This is a genomic window from Chryseobacterium indologenes (assembly GCF_002025665.1).
GTDB lineage: Bacteria > Bacteroidota > Bacteroidia > Flavobacteriales > Weeksellaceae > Chryseobacterium > Chryseobacterium metallicongregator.
Map to the genome: position 1 here is coordinate 752,877 of NZ_CP018786.1, position 24,944 is coordinate 777,820.

Annotated in this window: 24 protein-coding genes; 20 read left to right on the forward strand and 4 right to left on the reverse strand. The window is 35.5% G+C overall.

Annotated features, from left to right (window positions below; translation table 11 throughout):
- Window positions 1-259: 259 nt before the first annotated feature.
- From BUE84_RS03480 to BUE84_RS03500, 5 genes are all read left to right on the forward strand, one after another.
- Window positions 260-1,777 carry a TROVE domain-containing protein gene (locus BUE84_RS03480; protein ID WP_079243844.1) on the forward strand — a complete coding sequence of 506 codons (1,518 nt, stop codon included), beginning with the start codon at window positions 260-262 and terminating at the stop codon, window positions 1,775-1,777.
- Between the two features lie 161 nt (window positions 1,778-1,938).
- Complete coding sequence (locus BUE84_RS03485; protein WP_079240502.1) at window positions 1,939-2,601, forward strand: hypothetical protein; 663 nt, start codon at window positions 1,939-1,941, stop codon at window positions 2,599-2,601.
- A gap of 252 nt (window positions 2,602-2,853) precedes the next feature.
- Window positions 2,854-3,381, forward strand: coding sequence for a DUF6584 family protein (locus BUE84_RS03490; protein WP_145953204.1), 528 nt, complete (start codon window positions 2,854-2,856; stop codon window positions 3,379-3,381).
- A 344-nt stretch (window positions 3,382-3,725) separates the two neighbouring features.
- Window positions 3,726-3,947, forward strand: a complete 222-nt coding sequence (locus tag BUE84_RS03495) for a phosphate ABC transporter substrate-binding protein (protein ID WP_079240504.1) — start codon at window positions 3,726-3,728, stop codon at window positions 3,945-3,947.
- 1,014 nt (window positions 3,948-4,961) lie between these two features.
- A complete protein-coding gene (locus BUE84_RS03500; RefSeq protein ID WP_079240505.1) occupies window positions 4,962-5,801 on the forward strand; it encodes a hypothetical protein in 840 nt (279 codons plus the stop codon).
- Between the two features lie 436 nt (window positions 5,802-6,237).
- On the opposite strand, the gene BUE84_RS03510 is transcribed toward BUE84_RS03500, so the two are convergent.
- Together BUE84_RS03510 and BUE84_RS03515 are read right to left on the reverse strand one after the other, a co-directional pair.
- The gene (locus tag BUE84_RS03510) at window positions 6,238-6,543 is read right to left on the reverse strand and encodes a helix-turn-helix domain-containing protein (protein ID WP_238594352.1); all 306 of its coding nucleotides are present in this window, start codon (window positions 6,541-6,543) and stop codon (window positions 6,238-6,240) included.
- 43 nt (window positions 6,544-6,586) lie between these two features.
- The gene (locus BUE84_RS03515) at window positions 6,587-7,015 is read right to left on the reverse strand and encodes a transposase (RefSeq protein ID WP_079240508.1); all 429 of its coding nucleotides are present in this window, start codon (window positions 7,013-7,015) and stop codon (window positions 6,587-6,589) included.
- Between the two features lie 620 nt (window positions 7,016-7,635).
- Between BUE84_RS03515 and BUE84_RS03520 the strand changes: the two genes are divergently transcribed.
- On the forward strand, window positions 7,636-9,174 hold the full coding sequence (locus tag BUE84_RS03520; RefSeq protein WP_079240509.1) for a SulP family inorganic anion transporter: 1,539 nt from the start codon (window positions 7,636-7,638) through the stop codon (window positions 9,172-9,174).
- Window positions 9,175-9,302: 128 nt separating this feature from the next.
- On the opposite strand, the gene fusA is transcribed toward BUE84_RS03520, so the two are convergent.
- Window positions 9,303-11,369 (reverse strand): elongation factor G, encoded by a 2,067-nt coding sequence (gene fusA / locus BUE84_RS03525; RefSeq protein WP_238594353.1) that lies wholly within the window; start codon window positions 11,367-11,369, stop codon window positions 9,303-9,305.
- A 625-nt stretch (window positions 11,370-11,994) separates the two neighbouring features.
- Between fusA and BUE84_RS03530 the strand changes: the two genes are divergently transcribed.
- The 9 genes from BUE84_RS03530 (at window position 11,995) to BUE84_RS03570 (ending at window position 19,281) form a co-directional block, all read left to right on the forward strand.
- Window positions 11,995-12,663 (forward strand): HAD family hydrolase, encoded by a 669-nt coding sequence (locus BUE84_RS03530; protein ID WP_079240511.1) that lies wholly within the window; start codon window positions 11,995-11,997, stop codon window positions 12,661-12,663.
- Window positions 12,664-12,671: 8 nt separating this feature from the next.
- On the forward strand, window positions 12,672-13,496 hold the full coding sequence (locus BUE84_RS03535; RefSeq protein ID WP_079240512.1) for a phosphoribosyltransferase family protein: 825 nt from the start codon (window positions 12,672-12,674) through the stop codon (window positions 13,494-13,496).
- Window positions 13,486-14,043, forward strand: a complete 558-nt coding sequence (locus tag BUE84_RS03540; protein ID WP_047377805.1) for a TerD family protein — start codon at window positions 13,486-13,488, stop codon at window positions 14,041-14,043. Before BUE84_RS03535 ends, BUE84_RS03540 begins: the two co-directional genes overlap by 11 nt.
- Before the next feature lie 2 nt (window positions 14,044-14,045).
- Complete coding sequence (locus BUE84_RS03545; protein ID WP_185117012.1) at window positions 14,046-15,221, forward strand: toxic anion resistance protein; 1,176 nt, start codon at window positions 14,046-14,048, stop codon at window positions 15,219-15,221.
- 16 nt (window positions 15,222-15,237) lie between these two features.
- The gene (locus tag BUE84_RS03550; protein ID WP_079240513.1) at window positions 15,238-16,185 is read left to right on the forward strand and encodes a hypothetical protein; all 948 of its coding nucleotides are present in this window, start codon (window positions 15,238-15,240) and stop codon (window positions 16,183-16,185) included.
- A 67-nt stretch (window positions 16,186-16,252) separates the two neighbouring features.
- On the forward strand, window positions 16,253-16,861 hold the full coding sequence (locus BUE84_RS03555) for a TerD family protein (RefSeq protein ID WP_079240514.1): 609 nt from the start codon (window positions 16,253-16,255) through the stop codon (window positions 16,859-16,861).
- An 85-nt stretch (window positions 16,862-16,946) separates the two neighbouring features.
- Entirely contained in the window at window positions 16,947-17,990 is a 1,044-nt protein-coding gene (locus tag BUE84_RS03560) for a TerC/Alx family metal homeostasis membrane protein (protein WP_079240515.1), read from the forward strand.
- 346 nt (window positions 17,991-18,336) lie between these two features.
- On the forward strand, window positions 18,337-18,864 hold the full coding sequence (locus BUE84_RS03565; protein WP_079240516.1) for a TetR/AcrR family transcriptional regulator: 528 nt from the start codon (window positions 18,337-18,339) through the stop codon (window positions 18,862-18,864).
- A gap of 3 nt (window positions 18,865-18,867) precedes the next feature.
- The gene (locus BUE84_RS03570; protein ID WP_079240517.1) at window positions 18,868-19,281 is read left to right on the forward strand and encodes a DUF1348 family protein; all 414 of its coding nucleotides are present in this window, start codon (window positions 18,868-18,870) and stop codon (window positions 19,279-19,281) included.
- A 208-nt stretch (window positions 19,282-19,489) separates the two neighbouring features.
- Here BUE84_RS03570 and BUE84_RS03575 read toward each other — a convergent pair whose 3' ends face one another.
- Entirely contained in the window at window positions 19,490-20,497 is a 1,008-nt protein-coding gene (locus BUE84_RS03575) for a catalase (protein ID WP_079240518.1), read from the reverse strand.
- Window positions 20,498-20,793: 296 nt separating this feature from the next.
- On the opposite strand from BUE84_RS03575, the gene BUE84_RS03580 reads away from it, so the two are divergent.
- From BUE84_RS03580 to BUE84_RS03600, 5 genes are all read left to right on the forward strand, one after another.
- Entirely contained in the window at window positions 20,794-21,231 is a 438-nt protein-coding gene (locus BUE84_RS03580) for an FKBP-type peptidyl-prolyl cis-trans isomerase (protein WP_079240519.1), read from the forward strand.
- Window positions 21,232-21,372: 141 nt separating this feature from the next.
- Window positions 21,373-22,323, forward strand: coding sequence for a hypothetical protein (locus BUE84_RS03585; protein WP_079240520.1), 951 nt, complete (start codon window positions 21,373-21,375; stop codon window positions 22,321-22,323).
- 65 nt (window positions 22,324-22,388) lie between these two features.
- On the forward strand, window positions 22,389-22,799 hold the full coding sequence (locus BUE84_RS03590; protein ID WP_079240521.1) for an Rrf2 family transcriptional regulator: 411 nt from the start codon (window positions 22,389-22,391) through the stop codon (window positions 22,797-22,799).
- A gap of 58 nt (window positions 22,800-22,857) precedes the next feature.
- Window positions 22,858-23,511, forward strand: a complete 654-nt coding sequence (locus BUE84_RS03595) for an NAD(P)-dependent oxidoreductase (RefSeq protein WP_079240522.1) — start codon at window positions 22,858-22,860, stop codon at window positions 23,509-23,511.
- Window positions 23,512-23,528: 17 nt separating this feature from the next.
- Complete coding sequence (locus BUE84_RS03600) at window positions 23,529-24,701, forward strand: MBL fold metallo-hydrolase (protein ID WP_079240523.1); 1,173 nt, start codon at window positions 23,529-23,531, stop codon at window positions 24,699-24,701.
- The last annotated feature ends 243 nt before the right edge of the window (window positions 24,702-24,944 follow it).

Below are 24,944 nucleotides of genomic sequence, written 5' to 3' on the forward strand. Positions count from 1 at the left end.
TCAGTTTTCAACTTTTATTCAATAGGGGTGGGCTTTAGCCCACTCTTTCAAATATAGCCACTTTCATCCGGCTTTAGCCGAAACCTATCTAATTTAAGCACAAAATATCCAGCATACATTATCATTTAATCACATTTTAATAAAAAAAATCTAAGAAAATTTTTATGCGCAAATAGATTGCGCAATACTGTTTTTATTTTGCATCAGAAATCAGAGAGGAAGTATCAACCTTCCCATGTTTAACAAAAAAACAGTAACCATGAAATTTAATTTTTTAAGAAAAGAAAATAAAGTAGTACAGAACTACGAAGGTGCAAAAGCATATGCCATGACACCTGCAGAAGAATTGTATAGTGCTGTTGTTACAACAGGACTGTCAGATGCCAATTATGAAAAAGGAAATGACAGATTGAAGAGAATCCAGTCTCTGATCAAAAAAAATGATCCTGAATTTGTGGCAAAGCTGGCCGTATATGCAAGAAAAGATATGTATCTGAGATCTATCCCATTGGTTTTGACAACTGAATTGGCAAAGCAGACTTCGGGTACAGATCTTGTAAGCAAAACAGTAGATGGAGTAGTTCAGAGAGCAGATGAAATCACAGAATTGCTGGCGTATTACCAGCTTGCCAACAAAAGAACAGATACCAAGAAACTGAACAAACTGTCCAAACAGATTCAGAAAGGTCTGGTAAAATCATTCAATAAATTTGATGAATACCAGTTTGCAAAGTATAACAGAAAAGCAGAAGTAACGCTGAAAGATGCATTATTCCTGGTTCATCCGAAAGCTAAAGATGAAAATCAGCAGGCTGTTTTCAACAAAATTGCCAATAATACACTGGAAACCCCTTACACTTGGGAAGTAGAACTTTCCGTTTTGGGTCAGAAGAAATTTGCAAACGATGCAGAAAGAAAAATGGCCTTCAAAAACAAATGGGAAGAATTGATTTTCAGTAATAAATTAGGCTATATGGCAACCATGAGAAACCTGAGAAATATCCTGGAAGCCGGAGTATCACCTGATGCAATGAATAAAGTTTGCAGATATCTTTCCGATGAAAAAGCAGTATCCAACTCAAAGCAGCTTCCGTTCCGATTCCTGGCAGCCTATAGAGAATTAAAAACAATAGATTCTCCTTATCTGTCTTCAGTACTGGAAGCCTTGGAAAATGCGGTGGTGGTAAGTGCTGAAAACATCAAAGGTTTTGGCTTTGACACCTCTGTAGTAATTGCAGCGGACGTGTCAGGCTCTATGCAGAAAGCCGTTTCGAGTAAAAGTAAAATTTTACTGTATGATATCGGTTTGCTGATGTCTATGATCTTGCAGTCACAGTGTAAAAATGTGGTAACGGGTATCTTCGGTGACCGTTGGTTGAGGGTTTCAATGCCGAAAAACGGTATTTTAAGGAACGTAGATGCATTCTACAAACGTGAAGGTGAAGTAGGATATTCCACCAATGGTTACCTGATAATTGAAGATCTCATCAAAAGAAAAGAGCAGGTGGATAAAGTAATGCTTTTCACCGATACTCAAATGTGGGATAGCACAGGAAACAGAAACTCTTTCGAAGACGTGTGGAAAAAGTACAAAGCCATCGCGCCTCATGCAAAGCTGTATATTTTTGACCTTGCGGGTTATGGTACACAGCCACTTGATATCAGAAAGGATGATGTATACCTTATTGCTGGTTGGTCCGACAAAATTTTCGATGTACTGAATGCTCTGGAAGACAAAAAATCTGCCGTAAAAATGATTCAAAAAGTAGTGCTGTAACAGGCACTGCTTTTAAATAAAAATAAATATTCACGAACATCCTCAATATATTTAGGAGCTTAATCCCGCTTTCCACTGTATCTTTTTCGCCAAAGCTTTTTGCAAGCCATTAAGAAAAAGGATGCCGTTGCAATCGGGGCTAGAAAAACAAACGATACGCTATGAAACTCATTAATACCATTGAAATTAGTCCACTGAGATATGCTAAAGAAGAATTCGAACTGCCGGAAAGTTCTGATTATCCGGATCCTGAAGAGTGGTATACAAAATGGGAAGAAGTTGCTTCTCGATTGAATTTTAATTTTAAAACAATTCAAAAAGGATCTTATCTGGTGAATATTGAAGATATTGATGACGATAATCTAGAGATGATTGTAGAGGCCAAAATGGAAGACATGGAATCAGATGAATCTGAAGAAGATATTTGCATCATGGCTTTTGACGGTGGAATTGTATTAAAAATAGAAGATGAAATATTGATACAACCTAGCTGTTGTGGTGATATAAGCAATATTGAAGATTGGAGAAATATTTTTAAGATACCATCTTCAGAATGGAAAAACCTTTGGATAGGCCATCCATGGGTGTTTTACAAAAGGGAAAATGGAAAAGTCTGTTTCTCAGAATATACAGAATCCAATGTTGAAGACGTTGAAAACATAAAAATTGTTGCAGAAGTAGAAGAATCTGAACTCAAAGCTGAGTTAGAAAAAGTAGTCATGCAACAAATCAATTTAAAAAACAGAATAATGTCTGTTCTAAAAACACTGAATTGTAAATATCCAGAGAAAATTTCAAAACAATTGGCGGGAACTAAAGAATGACATAGGAAACGGAGGCGTTAAAAAAATAAACTATGCGAACGTTAAGAAAATTCTATTGTCTGAAGCGCGACAAAGAAATTGAAACGAAGAACTCATATTACATTCGCGCAAGTTTTAGAATTTTTAGTGAGCGTAGATTATTTTTAGCCGGAGTTTCCAAGTCTTGAACTTTTGGTTCTTTTGCTTCAAGGCAAAACGAACAGAATCAAAAACTCTTATACATGGTTACTTGGTTTAATTTAAAATAGTACTATGGGTAATTTAATGTTCAGAATTGAACAGGATCTTAAAGCAGGCAGAAAGAAAAAAGCATGTGACAGGCTAAGAAATATGATCAATCAGTTTCCCAATGATATTTCCCTGAGAAAAAAATTAGGACAGATTTATTTTGAAGCAGGATTTCTTGATGAAGCAGGTAAATTTTGGATTCTATGTACTCCAGAGAATAATGAAATGAAAAATGCTGTGGAGATTTACAGAAAATCATTAAGCAAGTCGGGAAGCGCAATTCTAAAAGATATTGTTTTCAGAGGAGACAAAGATTGTCTTGATGAGTATGCTATAAAAGTAATGGCTGAACTTGAGCAGGATAGTTTCAAAGCCACAAAGCATATTCCTGTTTTTAAAGCTAAAATAAGAGAAAAGGGAAAATATTCAGAAAGTCAAACAGGTTTTCTAAGTATACTTGGAACTTTTTTATTCGTTGGATCAATTATTTTGATCCCTATTCTCGGAATATATAAACTGTTTGAATTGATAAAATCATTTTTCTTTCAATAAAAAAATAAACTACGTAAAAAGATTGCGTACATGTAATATAATTTTGCAGTGTTAATACTATCGGTGCCGTTAGAAAGACATTCTTCGATTCCAAAAACAGACAGAGTCTTTCACATGATTGCCCGCTAGCTAACCAATGCCGTCGATAAGAGTTTCATCGTCAACTTCCAATTGAATATCATTTACTCTTATTATTAATTTGCTTGGTTTTTTAATAAAAAAATAAGTGTGTAAAAAGAATGCGGACTAGCCATATAAATTTGCAAAATATAAAACGAATAATTATGATTCATCATAAACCAAATCTAAAAGGAACACTGTATTGAGGTTAATACTCAATACTTATGAAAAAAATTAAAAAAGTAAGAAAGAAATTCGGATTCAATGAATATGAATTGACTGACTTTCCGAAGAAAATTTCCGGTGTACAGATTTCAAGAATCTTGTACGGGAATGAAATGGGTTGTTCGTACTGTTTTCCACACGGTTATGAAGTGGTGAATGCAAAGTACACCAAATTCCAGAGAAACTGGAAGAAGTATAGAAGAACTCAATGGAAAAATTAAAATCAGGTGTCGTTTTGGAATCATACTTCGGGTTACTCCTTCAGATGCGGGTTCAACTCCGGCCATTCCTGTTGTAAACGGAATGTAGCTCAAATGATAGAGCAGAGGGAAAGGAAAAGGTTCCGCCACTTTTACCCTGATCATATAAAAGACTGCCATAGGGAATACTTACTTCGGTATAAGTTGGTTCGACTCCAGAATGTAAATGATCTTGTATCAGTCTTTTTGAACCTAACTTCTTTTATTTAAATCACACACATGAAAAAATAATAATAAATAGGATGAAATATCCGGCGATGACAGCTATGGAAATGTGACATAGTAAACGGAGGCGTTAAAAAAATAAACTCTGCGAACGTTAAGAAAATTCTATTGTTTGAAGCGCGACACAGTAAAGGAAACGAAGAACTAATGGTAAATTCGCGCAAGTTTAGAATTTTTAGAGAGTAGAGATTATTTTTAGCCGGAGTTTCCAAGTCTTGAACTTTTGGTTCTTTTGCTTCAAGGCAAAACAAAATTTAAATAAAAAATAAGTGCGTAAATAGAATGCGCAGTGACAATATAATTTTGTAAAAAGAAAACGAATAACTATGAATAAACATAGAAAGTAAGTGTCGTAAAGCAGAGTTACTTCTTTAGGGACGGTAATACAGGTTCGAATCCTGTTCTGCAATCGCAGATAGTAGAAATGGTAACACCCCGTATAAGTCTCTGTTTGATTTAATTACCTTACTAAAATAAAAATCAGGTGTCGTCTTAGAATCATACTTCGAGATTGAATAAACATTGGGTCGCAGGTTCGAATCCTGCCTTTTCCCCAGAAAAGGAGAGGTAGCTCAGCAGGTAGAGCAAATGCACGGAAGATTCTGAAAAAAATTACCTTGATTGATATAAAAGAGTGCCGTAGAAAAGGCCTACTTCGGTTTAATTTGGTTCGACTCCAGAAGGTCATGGAAATGATCTTGTACAAGTCTTTTCGAATCTTGCCTCTTTTTTATTATAAAATTAATAACAATGGATATACCAAGTAATCTGACTGAATTTTTATACTGGATTAAAGAACGCACAGAAAAACTGTGGTCTGTAGATGATGAAAATTGTCCGAAAGGATTTTATGGTGCCAGATGGCAAGGGCTTTCTGAAGAACAGATTGATCAGGTTGAGCGAAAATATGAGGTCAGTTTTACTCCTGAACATAGAGCGTTTCTAAAAATTCTTCATGCGATCGACAAAAAAGAAATTGTTGAATATGAAGATGAAGGAGAATTAATTACTGAAGAACGTGATTTCTTTTATAATTGGCTTGCTGATGAAAAGGAAGTTAAAGAAATAATAAAAGGTTCTTATAATTGGATGAAGTACGATGTGAATGAGAAGAGCCAGGTGTGGCTTAATTCCTGGGGAATAAAACCTGCATCTTTGGAAAAGAGAATAGAAGTTTTTGAAGAATGGTTTTCTCATGTTCCTGCTCTTTTACCATTAACAGGTCTCCGATATGTTATAAGTGATGAGAATCTTAAATGGAAGCCCATTATTTCTATGGGATCTTCCGATATTATTGTCATGGGTTGGGATTTTAGAACTTATTTATTAAATGAAATAGGTAACCATCTTGATATTCATATTGAGGTCTTTGATGAAGAAGATCAAATGTTTTATCCGGAACTTATTGATGAGGTAAAGAATATATTTAGTGAGAACTTTAAGTATGATGAAACCAAAGATATTCCTTATCTGAAAGAAAGGATTCTCTATTGGTCTTCCGGATTGAGTAGTTTTGGTTTAAGCTATCACCCTGAAAATGCCAGAGTTCATCCTATTGTTAAAACATATACAACTGAAGAAGAAAAATAAAAACAAACAAGTGTCGTAGAAAAATGTTACTTCGCTCATCACGACGGGGTCACGGGTTCGAGTCCCGTCTCTTCCACAACAAAAAACACAGTCTATAATAGGAAGAGTAGCTCAGTTGGTTAGAGCACGACTACATTATTCGCGTATTGCCTTGTTTTCATAATATGAGAAGCCGGAAGTGGGACGTTGAAAGATTTCTTTGTATCATAATTTTCTATAAAGTCAGAGAGATTTTCAGGCTTTAACCCCTTTCTTCTGCCCACTTCCAGCTTCTTTATATGACCATTTTGAAGTGTCGTTAGGAAAAAATTCATCGTAACACAATCATGGGAGGAATAGCGAAGCCGGTCACTCCGGCAAGGTTATCCGGTTCGACTCCGGCATACGTTTAGCCCAGTTTTTTCCTTACTTTTACCTTTAAAAAAATGCCGGTAGATTACTTACTGGCATTTTTCATTGTATTTTCAAGCTCTTCTTCAAACATTCCTTTCCATTTTGAAAGCGTTGTTCGGCTTATTTTATATTTTCGTGACATATAACTCGTAGAATGACCATGCTTTTTTTGATACTGAAGCAGTTTTAGCATAGTCTGTCTGTCATAGGTTTTGAGTTTTTGATTTTCTCTGGACTGTTTGAACAGTTTTTCATTGAACTTAAGAACATCTTCGCTCGTATGAAGCTTTTCAAGAAGGTCTTTAACTTTTGGATCTTTAAGCTTTTCGGGATATTCCATCCTCAGCATATCCTGGTAAATTTTTTTGTAATTAGGGCGCATGTTTATCTGTTTATCCGTTTGCGTTATCACTCTTCTGAAGCCATCTGTGAAGAGTGCTTTTCGGAATAGAATATTCTTTAATAACTTCACTTTGAGTCATTTCACCAGAAAGAATTCTTTTCATAATAAAATCTTTGATTTCCTGTGTATAAATATTTTTCCTGAAATAAGGTGTTTTTTCGGATTTCTGCTGATTTTTATTAATGGCGGAAGGAGGAGCGTATAAAATCAAATGTGAACTGTAAAGTCTGAAAAAATCATATTCCAGCAATTTGCTCCATCTTAAAAGAAGATCCGTATCCATTGATCTGCTGTCATACATCATTTCGACAGCCTCTTCATCTTTACTTAAAAATTTACATATTCTCTCTACTGTAATTTCATTTTCATCAACTCTTTCCTTAATGAATTTCCCAATATGGATTTCTTTATATAACATTTTTACTAAATATTGTTCTTTTGTTTAAACTTATATATAAAAAAACGAGAATAGGTGATATATATTATCTTAGGTGGTAGGAAATAATTCACAGAAATTTGAAATTGATAAAGAATAGAAATTATGATTAAGAATATTAAAATAGCTTTCATAAGACGATTTATCTTATAAAAGTTGATCTTTATTTTGCCAAATATCTTAAAGACAGGTGGGTAGGGATCACCTTAATGTACTTGGATTATATTCTTTATTTTCAATGGTTTCCTCTTCTTCTCTTTCAAACTTCTTTTCCTGCCATTTGTGTGAAATAATATATAACCTATTAAGGTTTTATACAATTCTATGAGTTGAAACTGCGGATAGGTTGATAAACAGCTTTTTACTCGTTGAATTTTTAATTAGTACCAAATAATTACTTATTCGCTTTCAAATGTAGACAAAAATAAGAAGCAAAAACAATCATAAATATAAAAATTACACCTTATGTGTTTATTTTAATTAAAATTAACATATTATAAGAACTGATGTGTGAATTATTCAAATTAACAGATTTGTTCATGAGAAAATCATAAAAAGAAAAAATTGTATACCATCGTGACAGTCCATACCTTTGTCAATCAATGAAAAATACTATAAGCTTTTTCGATTTTTCAAAAAAAATCAATTATAAAAATGAGCTGCTGGCTGGCTTTACGGTAGCGATGACGATGATTCCGGAATCTCTTTCATTTGCTATCCTGGCCGGTCTTTCTCCGCTTACAGGTCTTTATGCAGCTTTTATGATGGGACTTGTAACAGCTGTTTTGGGAGGTCGTCCGGGAATGGTTTCTGGTGGAGCAGGAGCAACCATCGTTGTGTTAATTGCTCTTATACAATCTCATGGGATAGAATATCTTTTTGCAACTGTAGTACTTGCCGGAATCCTTCAGATGATGGTAGGTATTTTTAAACTGGGAAAATTTGTAAGACTGATTCCGCAACCCGTTATGTACGGATTCCTGAACGGGTTAGCCATTATTATTTTTATGTCACAAGTAGAACAGTTCAAAGTTACAGACAACAATGGAGCGGTAAGCTGGCTGCAGGGAATGCCTTTGTACATCATGGCGGGTTTAACTGCCCTCACGATTGCCATCGTCTATATTTTTCCAAAAATAACGAAAATTGTTCCTGCCTCTCTGGTGGCTATTATCATCATATTTGCTGTAGTTCTTGGGTTTAATATTCCAACAAAAACGGTAGCAGACATTGCCCATATCAGTGGGAATCTTCCTAGTTTCCATATCCCACAGATTCCTTTTTCTCTGGAAACTTTACAGATTATTTTTCCCTATGCCTTAATCATGGCTGGAGTAGGTTTAATTGAATCTCTTCTGACATTATCTATGGTGGATGAAATTACCAATACCAAAGGAAGTGCCAATAAAGAATCCGTAGCTCAGGGATTGGCTAATATTACCAATGGTTTCTTTGGCGGTATGGGTGGATGTGCGATGGTAGCACAGACTCTGGTGAATCTTAATGCAGGTTCCAGAGCAAGATTATCCGGGATAATAGCATCATTGTTAATTTTAATCATTATTCTGTGTGGAGCACCTGTCATAGAGAAAATTCCTATGGCTGCTTTAGTAGGAGTGATGATGATGGTAGCCATCAGTACTTTCCAGTGGGTATCCATCAGGATTGTGAATAAAATGCCGAAGTCTGATATTTTTGTAGGAGTTACCGTAGCATTGATTACAGTGATTCTGCACAACCTGGCTTTAGCGGTTTTAGTAGGAGTTATCATTTCAGCATTGGTTTTTGCATGGGATAATGCTAAAAGAATTAGGGCGAGAAAATATGTTGATGAAAACGGAATAAAGTATTACGAAATATACGGACCTTTGTTTTTTGGTTCAGTAACAGCGTTTACAGATAAATTTGATCCGATGAACGATCCTGAGCAGGTAGTTGTTGATTTTAAAGAAAGCCGTATTGTAGATATGAGTGCAATAGACGCTCTGGACAAGTTATCCAAACGCTATAAACAGGAAAATAAAATAGTACATCTGCGACATCTCAGTGAAGACTGCCGGAAGATCCTTAAAAATGCAGAAGCTGTAGTAGAGGTGAACATCCAGGAAGATCCAACCTATAAAGTGATGCCGGAAAAATAAAAAAGGGGTCAATAAGTGAATTTTGCTTCGCAAGTGAATAGTGAGCGTAGCGGATTGACGATTAACAATTCACCAAACATCCATAACCAGACAAGGACTGTAAGAAAAAATCTACAGTCCTTGCTTGTTTAGGTTATTAATGTATTGGCGATAAAATCAGGCACTAAAGCATAGTGCGACAATTTCATGCTGATGGAAGCCCTTCCGCTTGTCAGCGTTCTCAGATCAGAAATGTACCCGAAAGTGGAGGCTAACGGAACTTCCGCTGCAAAGATCTTTCTTCCTGATCTTTCATCAATAGAAGTAATTATTCCTCTTCTTCTGTTGATATCGGCAGTGACAGCGCCTGTGTATTCCTCAATACTTTGGATCTCAACCTGCATGATAGGTTCCAGAAATTTAGGACTGCATCCTTTTGCAGCTGCTTTGAACCCTTCTCTTGCTGCAATTTCAAAATCAAAAGCTGCAGAATCCTGAGCGTGGAAAGAACCATCCAGAAGAGTGATCTTCATATTTTCAAGAGGATATCCCTTCAATGGTCCGTGTTCCATGGCTTCTCTGAATCCTTTTTCAGCAGAAGGAATAAATTCAGTGGGGATAACTCCTCCTTTGATCATGTTGATGAATTCCAATCCATATTCATGATCATCCCTTGGTCCTATTTCAAAAGTGATATCAGCAAACTGACCGCTTCCTCCGTTTTGTTTGGAAAGCTTTTCTCTGTGAATTCTGGTTTCTGTTAAGACTTCACGGTAAGAAACTTTAGGTTTTCCCTGATTAATTTCAATACCATGGTTCAGACGGATTTTCTCCAAAGTAACCTCAAGATGAAGTTCTCCCAATCCACTTAATAAAGTTTCTCCGGTCTGTGGGTCTCTTTCAACCACCAAAGAAGGATCTTCTTCCTGAATTTTTGCCAGCACCAAACCGAAAGATTTCTCATCACCATTCGTTTTCGGCTCGATAGCCACTCTGATCACAGGAGTCGGAATTGTAATGGCTTCCAGTAAAATCGGTTGCTCTGTAGAAGATAAAGAATCTCCGGTTTTGGCATCCTTTATTCCTGTTAGAGCAACAATATCTCCTGCTTTAGCTTCTTCCATGGATAATGTTTTATCGGACTGCATTTGTAAAATTCTGGAAATCCTGAAACTTTCACCCGTTCTTACATTCAGTAGGGTGTCTCCGGATTGTATCGCTCCGGAATATACACGAAGCATAGCCAGTCTTCCCATATGTTTATCAATCACCACTTTGAAAACAAGGCCTGAAAAAGCTGCCGCTTCATTTCTTTCCAATGTTACCGTTTCTTCCGTATAAGGATCCCTTCCCTGTAGGTCAGCAAGCTGATCAGGAGCCGGAAGATAAGTTACGACAGCATCAAGAAGAGGCTGAATCCCTTTGTTTTTAAAGGCAGAACCACAGAGAACAGGTACGGCTGATCCGGATCTGCAGACTCTTTGTATCGCTTCTGAGATCATTTCATCGGTGATACTTTGTTCATCATCCATAAAGATCTCAAAGAAAGTCTCATCATATTCTGCCAAAGTTTCCAGTAATATTGTTCTGTATTCCTTTGCTTCAGCAATAGAATGATCGGGGATTTCTTTTTCCACCATGGTTTCTCCATTTTCATCCGTCCAGTATAATGCTTTCATTTTGACCAAATCAATGACCCCTTCAAAATGTACTTCAGCTCCAATCGGAATCTGAAGAGCAAGAGGAACGGCATTCAGTTTAGTTCTTATCTCATGAAGAACGGCGAAGAAATCGGCTCCAATTCTGTCCATTTTATTGATGAAGCAAATTTTGGATGTTCCATGTTTCTCAGCCTGGAACCAAACATTCTCAGTCTGTGGCTGTACTCCTGAAGAAGCACAGAAAACAGCAACAACGCTATCCAGAACCCTTAGAGAACGTTCCACTTCCACCGCAAAATCAATGTGCCCAGGAGTATCAATAATGTTGATATTATACACATTATTATCTTTTTTCCATTGAGTAGAAATGGCTGCAGAAGAAATCGTAATTCCTCTGTTTCTTTCCTGAATGTCTTTATCCATGGTGGTATTTCCATCATCTACATTCCCAATTTTATGAATGAGCCCTGTGTAATAAAGAATTCGTTCTGATAATGTTGTTTTTCCTGCATCTACATGTGCTATAATCCCTATATTTCGTGTGTTGTATTTCATTTTGTTTGATTTAAATTGTTGATTTTTAGATCTGTATTTTGAAAAGGTTCTGAAAAAAATGAACACAAAATACACTCCGGACTTATGAAGCCGGCAAAACATTTTTGTATTTCGTATCAAAGGAAAATTTTCAGAGATCTTAACAAACAACAGAAGTTTTTGGATTTGTTAAAGTCTGAAAATAGGGCAGCAAAAAAGACCTATCCGAATAGACAGGTCTTCAATATATTTTTGGGTATAAAAGATCTATAGAACTATTCAGATAAATATTCAGTGCTGCCAAAGAACACAGCTCTGACAGGATTGCTTAACGTTATAATATTTATCATTTTTGTTGACATTGTTGATTTTTAATCGGTTGCGAAATTATAATTTTTTTTTGATTTCCAAAGAATTTTTCAAATTATTTTTTGTAAACGGATATTAAACACTTCGTAATCCATCTACTTTGAGCCTCTCAAATTCATAGGATTTCATAAAAATATCTTAAAACAGATAACGAACGTAATGCTTTTATGATAAATATTTTATCTTTGGGAAGAATAGTATTGTAAACACTTTTTGATGATTAAAAAATTTTAAATCTTTTTCAAGAAGCTAATAAAAACTTTTAACTTAAAACCTATTGAAAACAGATATCGACATCCATAACCACTGTCACTTTTCCTTTGACCTGTGGCTCACTTTAATCAAATCTCATCCTGAATTTAAGGCAAAAAGAGTTGAGCTGTTCTCCTCATTTTTCAACGTAGAAAAACCGATAGAGGAGGTTGCGAAAACCGTAAAATATTATGATGATCTTTGTAATACCATTAATGAAGTCACTGGAGGGAATATAGATACTTTTGAAATCTATCTGATGATTCTTGGTGTTTTGGATGTAGATGTAAAACAATTGAATAAAGAAAAACTCAATGCGTTTTACAATAAAAGCGAAGATTTGTTTCTGGAATATAAGCCCGTTGTAATTTTTGAAAATATCCACGGTTTTTTTGAGGATATCAAAAATCAGGGAAAGACAATTAATATTCTGAGTAATACAGGCTTTATCAAAGGAAAAACAATGAGGAAATTTCTGATCCATGAAAATCTGGATCAGTACATAGATTTTCATATCTATTCTGATGAGATTAACTGTTCCAAACCGAACCCGCTTATTTTCCAGGAAGTGAAGAACAAGGTTAAAGATCAGGATTTGCCACTGCATCAGATCCTGCATATCGGAGACAATCCGGTGGCAGATTATCAGGGAGCAAAAGACTTCGGTTTCAGTGCACATTTACTTAAACACTAAAAATAAACATGAATAAAAGATACAGCTTACACCACATTCATTCGGCGGATGAGTTCACTTTCTCACCTGCGGAATACAGCTATTTCAAGTATGGCGATAAGTCGTATGCTGAAAAATTTGCCAAAGAATTATTCGATGGATTTATTTCTGAAAATGAGGAACTTTTAAATACCGATAAAGAGATTGTTGTGCTGCCAAGCCCTTATATGGCGATTCCTACGGCATCCAACTTTTTATGCTTTTACTTTAAAAAACACCTGGATTTTTACCTGTTTCAGAAAGGAAAGAAGTCAAGTATTTTATCTAAGATCAATCGTAATCATACCTATATCACAGATTATGGGAATCTTAATTTTGAAGATCGTAAAAATCTGATTGCAAATGATACTTATTATATCGATAAAGATTTTTTGAGAGGAAAACTTTGTATTTTTATAGACGATATAAAAATCACTGGAAGTCATGAATATACGGTCAACAGAATTTTGAATGAATATGATGTGGAGGCGGACTTTATGTTCATGTATTATGCTGAGCTAATGAATTTTGACCTTGACCCTAAAATTGAAAACTTTTTCAATTACTATGCAGTAAAAAATGTAAAACATGTTGCAGAAGTGATGAATAAAGAAAGTTTTCAGTTCAATACAAGGATTGTAAAATATATTTTAGGACTGGATTCAAGTAATTTTGATTATCTTACGTCTAAAGTAAAAAGAGAACAGATGGACCTGCTTTTGGAGCTGGCTATCAGTAACAATTATCATTTAATAAAAGAATACGAAAATAACATCAATACTTTAACACAAACGGAATTATATTATGGCTATTAACTTACAAAAAGGACAAAGAGAAAATATTAACGCACCTAAATTCACTGTAGGTTTAGGATGGGATATCAATAATACTTCTACAGGAACAGGGTTTGACCTTGATGCCTCCTTATTTTTGCTTGGGGACGACAAAAAATTAGTTTCAGATAATCACTTTATTTTCTATAACAACCTTGAGTCTCCGGACAAATCTGTAATCCACACAGGAGATAACCTTACGGGAGAAGGTGCGGGAGATGATGAGCAGATCAAAATTGACCTTACAAAAATTGATGATGCCATCAAAGAAATTACAGTAGTAGTAACTATTCACGAAGCAGATTCAAGAAAACAAAACTTTGGACAGGTAAGAAATTCTTTCATCAGAATTTTCAATACAGATACGAATGAAGAGATCTTAAAATATGAATTAGACGAAGATTTCTCAATCGAAACGGCTGTAGAATTCGGAAGAATCTACAACAGAAACGGAGAATGGAAATTTGAGGCTGTAGGTGCAGGACAAAGAGACGGCCTTGAGAAGTTTGTATCAATTTATCAGAAGTAATCATGGACAATCAGGAAAATCAACCCATAGATCCGCTAGGATCAATAGAACCTCTTAAAACCTTTGAACCTACTCCAATGGTTCCGCCAACACCGGCTCAGCCTGTTCAAAATGCAGCGCCGGCAGTGCTTGTGGATAGAGAAGGGAATGTAAATCTGACTCAGCTGCAGTCGGAAGAACGTGAGAAATATGAAGTTCTTGCAAACTCTATTGACGAAGCCAATCCAGGTTCTATCGTGAATTTCGGGGCAGAGCTTCAGAAAACATTAACCAACCAGAGTGACAGCTTCTTAGGAAATGTAAGAAGATCCAACTCAGGAGAAGTAGGAGGGCTTATCAATGATCTTTTGGTAGAGCTTAACTATGTAGATGTAGAAGAACTTAACGGAAATAAAGTGAAAAGTTTCCTGAGCAAATTACCCTTCATGAAAAAGGTAATGACTCAGGTAGAAAATCTGTTTGCTAAATACGATAAGATCATCAACAATATCGAGCAGATCTCTTATAAAGTAAATGCAGGAATCATTACTTCTACAAAGGATAATGCTGTCCTTCAGACCATCTTTGAAAGCAATGTGAATTCTATCAAACAGATTGAAGGTCTTGTGATTGCAGGAAATATAAGAATGGAAAGAGCTGCTGCAGAATTGGCTCAGATGGAAACGAGTCCTCAGAATTTTCAGGATTATCAGATTGCTGATAAGAGAGATTTCATTGCAAGATTAGACAGAAGAATGGCTGATCTTAAAGTGGTGCGTGTGATCATGATGCAGTCGCTTCCACAGATCAGACTGGTACAGAATAACAACGTTTCTATCGCTGAAAAAGCACAGACTATTCTTACCACTACACTTCCTGTTTGGAAAAACCAGCTTTCACTGGCTGTAGCAATGTACAGACAACAGCAGAATATTGAGATCCAGCAGAAAGTATCTTCTACTACAGAAGAAATCTTAAGAAAGAATGCAGAGCGTCTTGGTCAGAATTCAATAAATGTTGCCAGAGCAAACGAACAAACTATTGTATCTGTAGAAACATTGAAAGAAACAACGTCAATGCTTATCAATACACTGAATGAAGTGAAACAAATCCAGAAACAGGGAGCAGATAACAGAAGAAAACTGGATCAGGATCTTCAGACATTGGAGCATGAACTTAAAGCGAATGTCAGAGGTTAATTTATAGAGTACTAAGGTGGGGGATGATGCAGCAACCATATTGTCGCAAAGCAAAAGAAGATTAACAAAGCTTAAGCTTCTCGCTAATTTTTTTGAACATATTGATATCATATCAATTTATATCAAAACAGATATTATCCACAATCTGTTCCAGGAAAATACGGCTTTGGATTACAATAAACTGGAACTTTTCCACCTGCAGTATACGGACAGCCTCATAGAACTTCTGACTAAAATTAAAAAGCAGAAAGAAAATGATATGCTGGCGGTCATTAATGAAATTAACATCAACAGTAAATATATTTCAGGTTTTGAAGAAAGACAGGTAGACAGTTTTCAGACCGACAGGAAAATGTACAGCGGTGTATTTTCCCAACATCTGAAAACATTGTATAAAGATCTTACGGAAGATAGTTTTACAGCCAATTGGGATAATGTATTATACTTTCATAAAAAATATGCTCAGGAATTTTACAGAGCGGAAGCAGATGAAACGCTGTTGAAATCCGATTCATTTCCCGCCTATCAGTATAAAGATTACTCTATTGAAAGAAAACTGCTGGGAAGGCTTAATATACAGGGGTTTAAAGTCCGTTTTGTATGTGGTTACCTCATTGGAATCCACGATTATGAACTTTTCAAAATCTTTCAGTCTGATGATCATTTTATTTTCAGTGTTGACGAAAAGAAATTGTATCTTTTTGACAAAGAACTGGATAAGCTGGATATTTCTGAAAATCAATCTAATCAGAGTTCCATTATTGATCAGCTGAAAAGTAAAAATGAACTGCTGGAACACAGTATGAACGAAAGAAAACGTACGTTGCCGGCAGAAGTGGAAGGGGTTTTGAAAGACTATATCAAAAACCTGGAAAATATGGACATTATGAGCAAAATATTTGACTTCGATGAAGAAACAAATATTCTGCGGGCAATGCTTAATTTGAATTTGAATAATAACTAGAACGAAATTTGAAAAGCAAAGAAGATTACTTTTTTGCAAAATGTAAATAACAACTAAACATAAAAAGATGGCTATCAACTTACAAAAAGGTCAGAGAATTAACCTTAAAAAAGAAAATGGTGCTGAACTTTCCCAGGCATGTGTAGGAATCAACTGGGGAGCAATTGAAAAGAAAGGATTTTTTGGAACTAAAAAAGAAGCAGTAGACTTAGACGGAAGCTGTATTTTATATGATTCAAATAAAAACGTTACTGAAGTAATTTATTTCGGAAATCTTAAATCCAGAAACGGATCTGTAAGACACAGTGGAGATGACCTTACAGGTGACGTAGATGGAGATGATGGATTGGATAACGAAGTAATCACAGTAGATTTCAGTCAGCTGGAGCCCAATGTAGAACACGTGGCAATGGTTTTGAACAGCTACAGAGGCCAGGATTTCGGAACAATTCCTTTTGCTTCTATCCGTATTTATGAAGGATCACCTACCAATGTAAGAGAGGTTTTTGCAAAATATGATATTGCCAATGATGCCTCTTTCAGCGGACATGTTGCCATGATAATGGGTGTTTTCTACAAGAGAAACGGAGAATGGAAATTCAACGCTATCGGAGATCCTACAGCAGACAAAAAGCTGGAGCAGACGATCCAAACGGTTCAGATGAATTATCTATAATCAATTGACAATCAAAAGATAAATAAAATAGCAATATTTGTACTCTGTGCATCTATTGCTTTTATCATATAATAACATAACTCAAGTGGAACATCAAAGTATTTTAGAACTGCACCCAGGTCTGGTGTGGGGATTTGCAGTAACAGTCGTTATCATGCTGCTCCTGGACTTAGGAGTATTTAATAAAAAAAGTCACGAAGTATCTTCCAAAGAAGCTACCATATGGTCTATCGTGTGGATTTCGCTTTCTATGGTCTTTTCAGGAGTGGTGTATTGGGTATTCAATACCGATGGTACTCCGGCAAGCCATGCTTTGGCAATAGAAAAATTCACACAATATCAGGCTGCCTATTGGATTGAAAAAGCCTTGTCTGTGGATAATTTATTTGTATTTATCCTCGTTTTCGGATTCTTTAAAGTTCCGAAATACCTTCATCATAAAGTCCTTTTCTGGGGGATTATCGGGGCCTTGATCTTCAGAGCAATCTTCATTTTTGCAGGAGTAGGATTAATAAATCTGACTTATCTTCCTGAGATGAACATCTTCGGAGAAGCAGTGAAAATCAACGTTGTAATGACATTATTCGGGTTGTTCCTTGTTTATGCAGGGATTAAATCCTGGGGTGATGGTGGTGATGACGATGATGAAGATTACAGCAATACAGCAGGTGCAAGACTGATCAAAAGTTTCTGGAAAGTTTCTGACAACTATGATGGAGATAAATTCTTCACGATCCAGAACGGTATCAAAATGGCAACTCCTCTTTTAGTAGTGGTAGGAGTTATCGAATTTACTGACGTTCTTTTCGCAGTAGACTCTATTCCGGCTATTTTTGCGATTTCAAATGATCCATTCATCCTTTATACATCAAATATCTTTGCGATTTTAGGATTAAGATCATTATACTTCCTGTTAGCAAACTTTATCCACATGTTCAGCAAACTTCCCTACGGATTGGCCATTATCCTTTCCTTCATTGGAGTTAAAATGCTTATTGCACCATGGATTCACATTCCGTCTCCGGTTTCTTTAGGAATTGTAGGAGGAGTATTGGTGATCTCTGTTCTTTTATCTATCATCTTCCCTGAAAAAGAAGAAGAGAAGAAGGAAGAATTGGATGAAAAATAATCACATTTAAAATAAAATGAAGGCCTCCGGATTTAGTTCTGGAGGCTTTTTTTTGATTTTTTTTTGTTGGAGAACGCAAAGGCGCAAAGAAGATAAAAATTATGCTGCTTTTTAAGACGCAAAAAAAATCAAAGATTTTCAGCAAGATCATTTCTTAATTTTTCAGTCCTATTTGCGGTATTCAATTTTATCGAAGATAAAATCCTTGCGCCTTAATACATTATTATAAAAACTTTGGCGGCTTTGCGTTTCCAACAAAGCAAAAAAATATTTTAAAAATAAAAACAGACAGACTGGTCTGTATATTGTTTTTTTTCCTACATTTGTTGCATAAAAGAAAAGCAATATGAAATCTCCAAGAGAAAGAATTATAGAAACCACATTTCAATTGTTCGCAAGACAAGGCTATAATTCTACAGGAATCAATCAGATTATTTCAGAAGCAGAAGTGGCCAGAGCAAGTTTCTATCAGTATTTTAAATCCAAAGAAGACCTATGCGTGGAATTTCTGAAAGTGAGACACGAATATTGGTTCAATGAACTCAATAATTTTTTAGCAAAAGAAAAAGATTCAAAATCTAAAGTCACCAAATCTTTCGATTTCTTAGTCTATATGAACGGGAAAGAGAACTTCAGAGGATGCAGTTTTTTGAATATTCTCTCTGAGATACCCATGGATAATACTAAAATTCTGAGTGTCATTCAATCTCACAAAGCCGATCTCAGAAACTTCTTTTCAGAATGGGTGAATGATGAGGAACTTTCCGATCATATCTACATGCTTTTTGAAAGCAGCATCATAGAAAGCCAGCTTTTTAAATCCAATGAATTAATTGAAAAATCAAAAAAAATAGTCACCAATTTAATACAATAAGTTATGGAACAAAAACATCCGCTTCCGCCTTTCACTCTTGAAACGGCACTTGAAAAAATCCAACTGGCAGAAGATGCCTGGAACAGTCAGAATCCTGAAAAGGTGTCCAAAGCATATACTACCGATAGCGAATGGAGAAACAGAGATACCTTTGTGAATGGGAGAGAAGAGATTGTAGCATTTCTCCAGAAAAAATGGGAAAGAGAGTTTAATTATAAACTTAAGAAAGAATATTGGGCTCACACAGACAATCGTATTGCTGTTCGTTTTGAGTATGAATATCAGACCAAAGAGGGAAACTGGTTCAGGGCATACGGAAACGAAAACTGGGAGTTTGATGAGAACGGACTGATGGCGAAAAGATATGCCAGCATCAATGACCTTGCCATCAAAGAAGAAGACCGAAAGTTCAGATGAAATAATAAGAAATTATCTCAAAACTCAAATTATTTGGTTTTTGTCATTCTGACGAAGGAAGAATCTTTATGATAAACAATGATATGAGATTCTTCACTACATTTCATTTCGTTCAGAATGACACTTCCAAGAAATGCTCTTTTTTAGATAAAACCTTTAGATCTGCATGCAAAAATTCATCACTCATCATTTATAATTCATCATTATTTTAACTGTTTTTCCCATGCAGCAGTTTATTAATCTTTCTCCTCGTCTGTACAGACACTTTATAAGCTTCATCACGCAGCTTTTGTATTTTTCCTACAGGCTGAAAAAATATTTTACTTTCAAAAGGATTGAATGAAAGAAGTTCTGTCGTACAATTATGTGAATCCAGCAATGAATTTTTATTGATTCTGACTTCGCCGATTTTAATAAAAGGAGCATTTTTCCATTCAACATTAAGTTTGTTGATGGGTTGGTCTTTCAAATCATGGCAAATCTGTATCAAAACATCTGCTGCAAAATCATTCGTTTGCAGATAATTTTTTAAAGAATCCTTGACCTTCTGTTTTTTTCCAAAATTTTTATCCACAGATTGAGGAGACAGTTTTATTTTAATGACCTGATCCCCCAGACGGTAAGTTCCTACAGAATGATAATCAAATGACAGAATAAAATCATTTCTCTTCCCGATAAGTTTTATCATATTGCGGAGCATATCCCCAGTGAATAAAGAAGGAATTATTTTAACCATCTGAATACACAAAGGGAATACTTTTCTCCATTGCTTCATATAAAGCTGGTTAATGGCTGTAAACAACTTCAAAAACGTAGAAACAGAATTAATAGGAAACAAAGGAAAATTGACCAACGGATAATTGGCAAGCAATACTCCGTTTTCATCCTTGATCTGCACAGCAAAGCCATAAGCCGGAATATCTTTCTTTGAGTTTTTGATTTTCAGCTGAGCATTAGAGAAACGTATGGTAAGGTCAAACTTTTCCTTATCGAAAAAAGATTGCAGCGATTCCGGAATATCGGGTTCTATCCAGAATATACCCTTTGCTACCGCATAGGTTTTAGCATGGGCATTTCTGGTCGCATAATTGACGTCACTGATGGAAGAGGATTGTTCAACAAAATCTGCAATTGTTTTTTTATTGATTTCCAGAAGTTTTTTTTCCTCCTCATTCAGTTCATCAAACTTCTTATTATATTTTAATGGATTTGGCATTTAGTTTTTAAAATTCAATTATAACGCCAAGTTTTGAAATCTGTGTTAAGCAAGTATTACAATTGTTTGAATTTTGTGGAAAAGAAGGTTAGTAATAAAGAATTATAAGTCAATATGATTGTATAATTTTAACTGATAATTTATTTAAGTTGTTGATTAATAATGTTTAATTGTTTTTAATAAGAATGAATTAATTAGATCTTGTTGAATGTTGAAAGACTTGATTTTTGAATTTCCATCCTCGAGCTTCCATCTTCCAAGCTTAAAAAAGCCTTATCTTTGTAAAAAATTATAATATGGGAGTAGCAGATATGTTATTTAAACGTAAAAAAGAATTAGCAGAAAAGAACCTGAAAGATGGTAAAGAATATATGGAAGAGTATGGTAAAAGAGAAAGCGTTGTGCAGTTACCAAGCGGCTTGCAATATGAAATCATTACAGAAGGTGACGGTGCAAAACCAGGTCCTAAATCTACTGTAAAGTGCCACTATCACGGAACTACCATTTCCGGGAAAGTATTTGACAGCTCTGTAAAAAGAGGCACACCAGCATCTTTCCCTTTGAACAGAGTGATTTCAGGATGGACAGAAGCTCTTCAGTTGATGCCTGTCGGAAGCAAGTGGAGATTGATTATTCCTCCACACTTAGCATATGGAGATCAGGAAATCAGCAAAGAAATCGGGCCCAACAGTACTCTTGTTTTCGAAGTTGAATTGCTGGATATTAAAAAATAATCCTTCTTAAAAATAGATTAAAAATTTACCTGATTTCAGGTAAATTTTTTTATTTGTGCTATATTCGTATTGATAATTGTAAAGAAGAAGAGGAAAATGAATGAAATACAATATATCAATCCTGCACAAAAAAATGACTGAATGAAAAAACTTTTTTACCTTTTGATTGTTTTCGGGCTTCTTACTTCCTGTGTTTCCAGGAAGAATCAGGCTATTCAGCAGAATATTCTCACGCTGAAAGACAGTTATTGTAAAGCTCCGTTCAAATATAACTACAGCAATAAACTTCCGTCGTATAATTCTGACTCTATCTTAGCAGCCAATAAAGAATTAAAAGAAGTCTTTTCTGACCAAAGTATCCTCATCTTAAACGCACTGGATAATTTAGATGAGGTTCATGAGATTATAGATCTTAAAAAAGATTCATCCCTTGCTTCTCAGGTTAAAGTTTTACAGCTGAAGACAAAAATAAACAGTAAAATAACGATTGCTCTTACAGAATTAGATGCTGTCGCTGCAGAATTTGACTGTGAAGGAGAAAGAGTAGCCCAGATTGGAAATTATGTAGATAATCTCAACTCATCAAGAAATAACAAGCTTATTTTATATTCCATAATTGCAGGAGCGGCAGCTTCCATCGCAGGAGGAATTGTACATGATGAAGGCTGGAGTAACGCCATCGATATAGGCGGAGGGGTTCTGGGAGCAGGTTTTGGATTGGCAACTCTTAATCCAAAAGGAAAAAAAGTTGAGTTTATTCACCAGAGAAACCTTTTGAGGGATATCTGGAGAGAAAAACTGGAATCACCCAATTTTCCTCCTTTTATCTGGTATATGTACACAGAGAAAAAGTTTTCCAATAGAGAAGAACATTCCATTATCGGAAACATGAAACTAAGATGGCTTCACTATCAGTTTGATGACAATAAAGAAGTAGCAGATAAGTCTGTGATTTTCAGTGATGGCGGGCTTTACAGAGCCGATGATCTTCACAACCGTGCAGCCATGCTGAATCAAATGCAGTCGGCTACCCGTACCATCAATCAAAACATCAATTATTTGTTGCTTGATCTGGATAAATTAATCCTTTAAGAAAAATTTAACTGTAATAAATTTTGTTACAGTTAAAAAATGTATATCTTTGCAACGTAATTACAATGAACAATACAAGATTTGCTACGGCAGTACATATTATGACATTATTGGCGAAAAGCCCTCAGGAGTGGCTTACTTCTGACTGGATGGCTGGTAGTATCAATGTGAATCCGGTGATTATCCGAAAGGAGATCAGCGTATTGAGAGAAGCAGGTCTGATTATCAGCAGACAAGGAAAAGAAGGAGGGAGCCAGCTTGCAAAAAATGCTGAAATGATCACTATTTCTGAGATCTATAAAGCAGTAAAAAATACAGAAGTATTAGGCAAAAAAAATCAGAATCCCAATCCCGCATGCAGTGTTGGTAAGGAGATTAACAATCATTTAAATACTTTATTTGAAGAAACAGATCGTTTGGTGGTAAACTTTTTAGGAAACAAGTCATTACAAGAATTCACTGACCAGTTTGAATAAAATTTTTTATCCTTAAATGTAACAAAATTTATTACAATTTAATTAAAAATAAAACATTATGAAAAAAGTAGCAGTAATCGGTGCAACAGGATTTGTAGGAGCACACGTAGTATCAGAATTAGCAGACAGAGGATACGCAGTAGAAGCATTGGTAAGAGATGCATCAAAAGTAAAAACACAGGAGAATGTGACAGCAAAAAGTGTTGATGTAAACAATGTAAATGAACTGGCTGAAGCATTGAAAGGAAGTGATGCTGTAATCAGTACATTCAATGCAGGATGGACGAATCCTAATCTTTACAACGATTTTTTAAACGGTTCCGAGAACATTGAAAAAGCGGTAGAACAGTCAGGAGTAAAAAGACTGATTGTAGTAGGTGGGGCAGGAAGTCTTTACACGCCTGATCATGTACAAATCGTAGATACTCCTGATTTCCCGGAAGCTTACAAACCTGGTGCAACAGCAGCAAGAGATTATTTAAACAAAATTAAAGAAAATAATACGTTGGATTGGACATTCTTCAGCCCAGCTGTAGAAATGAATCAGGCGAAAGTAGGGGAAAGAACAGGAAAATACAGAACCTCATTAGAAACTCCAGTGTTTGATGAAAACGGAAGAAGCCGTCTTTCTGTAGAAGATGTAGCCGTAGTTTTAGTAGACGAATTAGAGCAGAATAATCACATCCGTGAACGTTTCACAGCAGCTTACTAATCGATAAAAGAACAGAAATGATACAAAAAAAATTATGGTCGTTATTAGCACTGTTGGGATTCATCAGCATATTTGCGGGGAATCTCAAAGTGAAAGTTTATAATCCGGGAACCAAGGCTATTTTTCCTATTACGTCAACTATTATCTATGGAGATAAAGATGCTATATTGGTGGATGCTCAGTTTCAGAAACAATATGCAGAACAGCTGGTTAAAGAAATAAAAGCAACAGGAAAAAACCTGAAAACGGTTTTTATTTCTCATAGTGATCCTGACTTCTATTTTGGATTGGATGTGATTAAAAAAGCTTTTCCTAATGCTAAAATTATTTCAACGGCACAGACTGCTTACCTTATATCAGCATCAAAAGATGATAAAATGGGAGTGTGGAAACCACAATTGAAAGCAGATGCACCAATAGAAATTATAATTCCTGAAGCTGTTACGTCAATTCCTGATCTTGAAGGAAACAAAATTGAAATCAGACAAAATCCGGAAGATCCTGCACATAGCTTTCTTTGGATTCCTTCCATCAAAACTATTGCAGGCGGTATTTCAGTTTCCGTTGGTTCACATCTCTGGATGGCAGATACTCAGAATGTAAAAGCAATTGATCAATGGATAGAACAGATTGATGCTATGAAAGCACTGAAACCACAGCAAGTAGTTCCTTCTCATTTTGCAGAACTTTCCACATCACCACAATCTCTTGATTTTGTGAAAAGCTATCTGGAAAATTATAAACAGGCAGTTACCGAAAACAAAACTACATCTGCTATTGTAGATTTCATGGTAAAAAAATACCCTAATCTGCCAGGAAAAGAAGAACTTGAAATGGGAGTAAAAGTTTATCTTAAAGAAATGGATTGGGATCTTAAGTCACCATATCCGGCAATCGGACAGAAAGTGGAAGTGGACTTTGGAGAGGTAAAATTCCTTCTTGATTTTAAAGATAATAAAACCATGACGTTCACAGGAACAGCCGGAAGTTCAAAAAACAGTACAGATACGGTAGAATATACTGCTGTAGAAGTGGCAAAGAATGTTTTTATGGTTTACTGGCATGAGCCCCATCTTGGTTTCAATGTAACCCATATTCAGGATTATAATAAAAATATCATTTATTCAAATATTGCTGGTCCGGACGGTACATTTACCCATCCAAAAGGAACGCTTAAAGTCTTAAAATAAAAAACAGCTGCATGGGCAGCTGTTTTTTTATATCATAAGAATTAACAATCAAAATATCCTTAAAGCTTCGTTAAATCAGCTTGCTGATTCCAACCTTACCTCCTTAAAAGCAAAGAAGGGAAATTAAAAACTTTGTGTTAAAATAATCTCTCGCAGATTTTACAGATTCTGCAGATCTATGATCATGAGCATTATATTCGTGATTCGTGACATTCGTGAAACTATTCGTGTTCTTCGTGTTTA

What these genes read in the sequence shown, in the direction of transcription:
- BUE84_RS03545 (WP_185117012.1), top strand. Translation starts at nt 14,046, where the DNA reads ATGGACAATCAGGAAAATCAACCCATAGATCCGCTAGGATCAATAGAA.
- BUE84_RS03515 (WP_079240508.1), bottom strand. Translation starts at nt 7,015, where the DNA reads ATGTTATATAAAGAAATCCATATTGGGAAATTCATTAAGGAAAGAGTT.
- BUE84_RS03510 (WP_238594352.1), bottom strand. Translation starts at nt 6,543, where the DNA reads ATGCTGAGGATGGAATATCCCGAAAAGCTTAAAGATCCAAAAGTTAAA.
- BUE84_RS03595 (WP_079240522.1), top strand. Translation starts at nt 22,858, where the DNA reads ATGAAAAAAGTAGCAGTAATCGGTGCAACAGGATTTGTAGGAGCACAC.
- BUE84_RS03480 (WP_079243844.1), top strand. Translation starts at nt 260, where the DNA reads ATGAAATTTAATTTTTTAAGAAAAGAAAATAAAGTAGTACAGAACTAC.
- BUE84_RS03555 (WP_079240514.1), top strand. Translation starts at nt 16,253, where the DNA reads ATGGCTATCAACTTACAAAAAGGTCAGAGAATTAACCTTAAAAAAGAA.
- BUE84_RS03590 (WP_079240521.1), top strand. Translation starts at nt 22,389, where the DNA reads ATGAACAATACAAGATTTGCTACGGCAGTACATATTATGACATTATTG.
- BUE84_RS03485 (WP_079240502.1), top strand. Translation starts at nt 1,939, where the DNA reads ATGAAACTCATTAATACCATTGAAATTAGTCCACTGAGATATGCTAAA.
- BUE84_RS03570 (WP_079240517.1), top strand. Translation starts at nt 18,868, where the DNA reads ATGGAACAAAAACATCCGCTTCCGCCTTTCACTCTTGAAACGGCACTT.
- BUE84_RS03535 (WP_079240512.1), top strand. Translation starts at nt 12,672, where the DNA reads ATGAATAAAAGATACAGCTTACACCACATTCATTCGGCGGATGAGTTC.
- fusA (WP_238594353.1), bottom strand. Translation starts at nt 11,369, where the DNA reads ATGAAATACAACACACGAAATATAGGGATTATAGCACATGTAGATGCA.
- BUE84_RS03495 (WP_079240504.1), top strand. Translation starts at nt 3,726, where the DNA reads ATGAAAAAAATTAAAAAAGTAAGAAAGAAATTCGGATTCAATGAATAT.
- BUE84_RS03565 (WP_079240516.1), top strand. Translation starts at nt 18,337, where the DNA reads ATGAAATCTCCAAGAGAAAGAATTATAGAAACCACATTTCAATTGTTC.
- BUE84_RS03575 (WP_079240518.1), bottom strand. Translation starts at nt 20,497, where the DNA reads ATGCCAAATCCATTAAAATATAATAAGAAGTTTGATGAACTGAATGAG.
- BUE84_RS03500 (WP_079240505.1), top strand. Translation starts at nt 4,962, where the DNA reads ATGGATATACCAAGTAATCTGACTGAATTTTTATACTGGATTAAAGAA.
- BUE84_RS03600 (WP_079240523.1), top strand. Translation starts at nt 23,529, where the DNA reads ATGATACAAAAAAAATTATGGTCGTTATTAGCACTGTTGGGATTCATC.
- BUE84_RS03520 (WP_079240509.1), top strand. Translation starts at nt 7,636, where the DNA reads ATGAAAAATACTATAAGCTTTTTCGATTTTTCAAAAAAAATCAATTAT.
- BUE84_RS03585 (WP_079240520.1), top strand. Translation starts at nt 21,373, where the DNA reads ATGAAAAAACTTTTTTACCTTTTGATTGTTTTCGGGCTTCTTACTTCC.
- BUE84_RS03540 (WP_047377805.1), top strand. Translation starts at nt 13,486, where the DNA reads ATGGCTATTAACTTACAAAAAGGACAAAGAGAAAATATTAACGCACCT.
- BUE84_RS03490 (WP_145953204.1), top strand. Translation starts at nt 2,854, where the DNA reads ATGGGTAATTTAATGTTCAGAATTGAACAGGATCTTAAAGCAGGCAGA.
- BUE84_RS03580 (WP_079240519.1), top strand. Translation starts at nt 20,794, where the DNA reads ATGGGAGTAGCAGATATGTTATTTAAACGTAAAAAAGAATTAGCAGAA.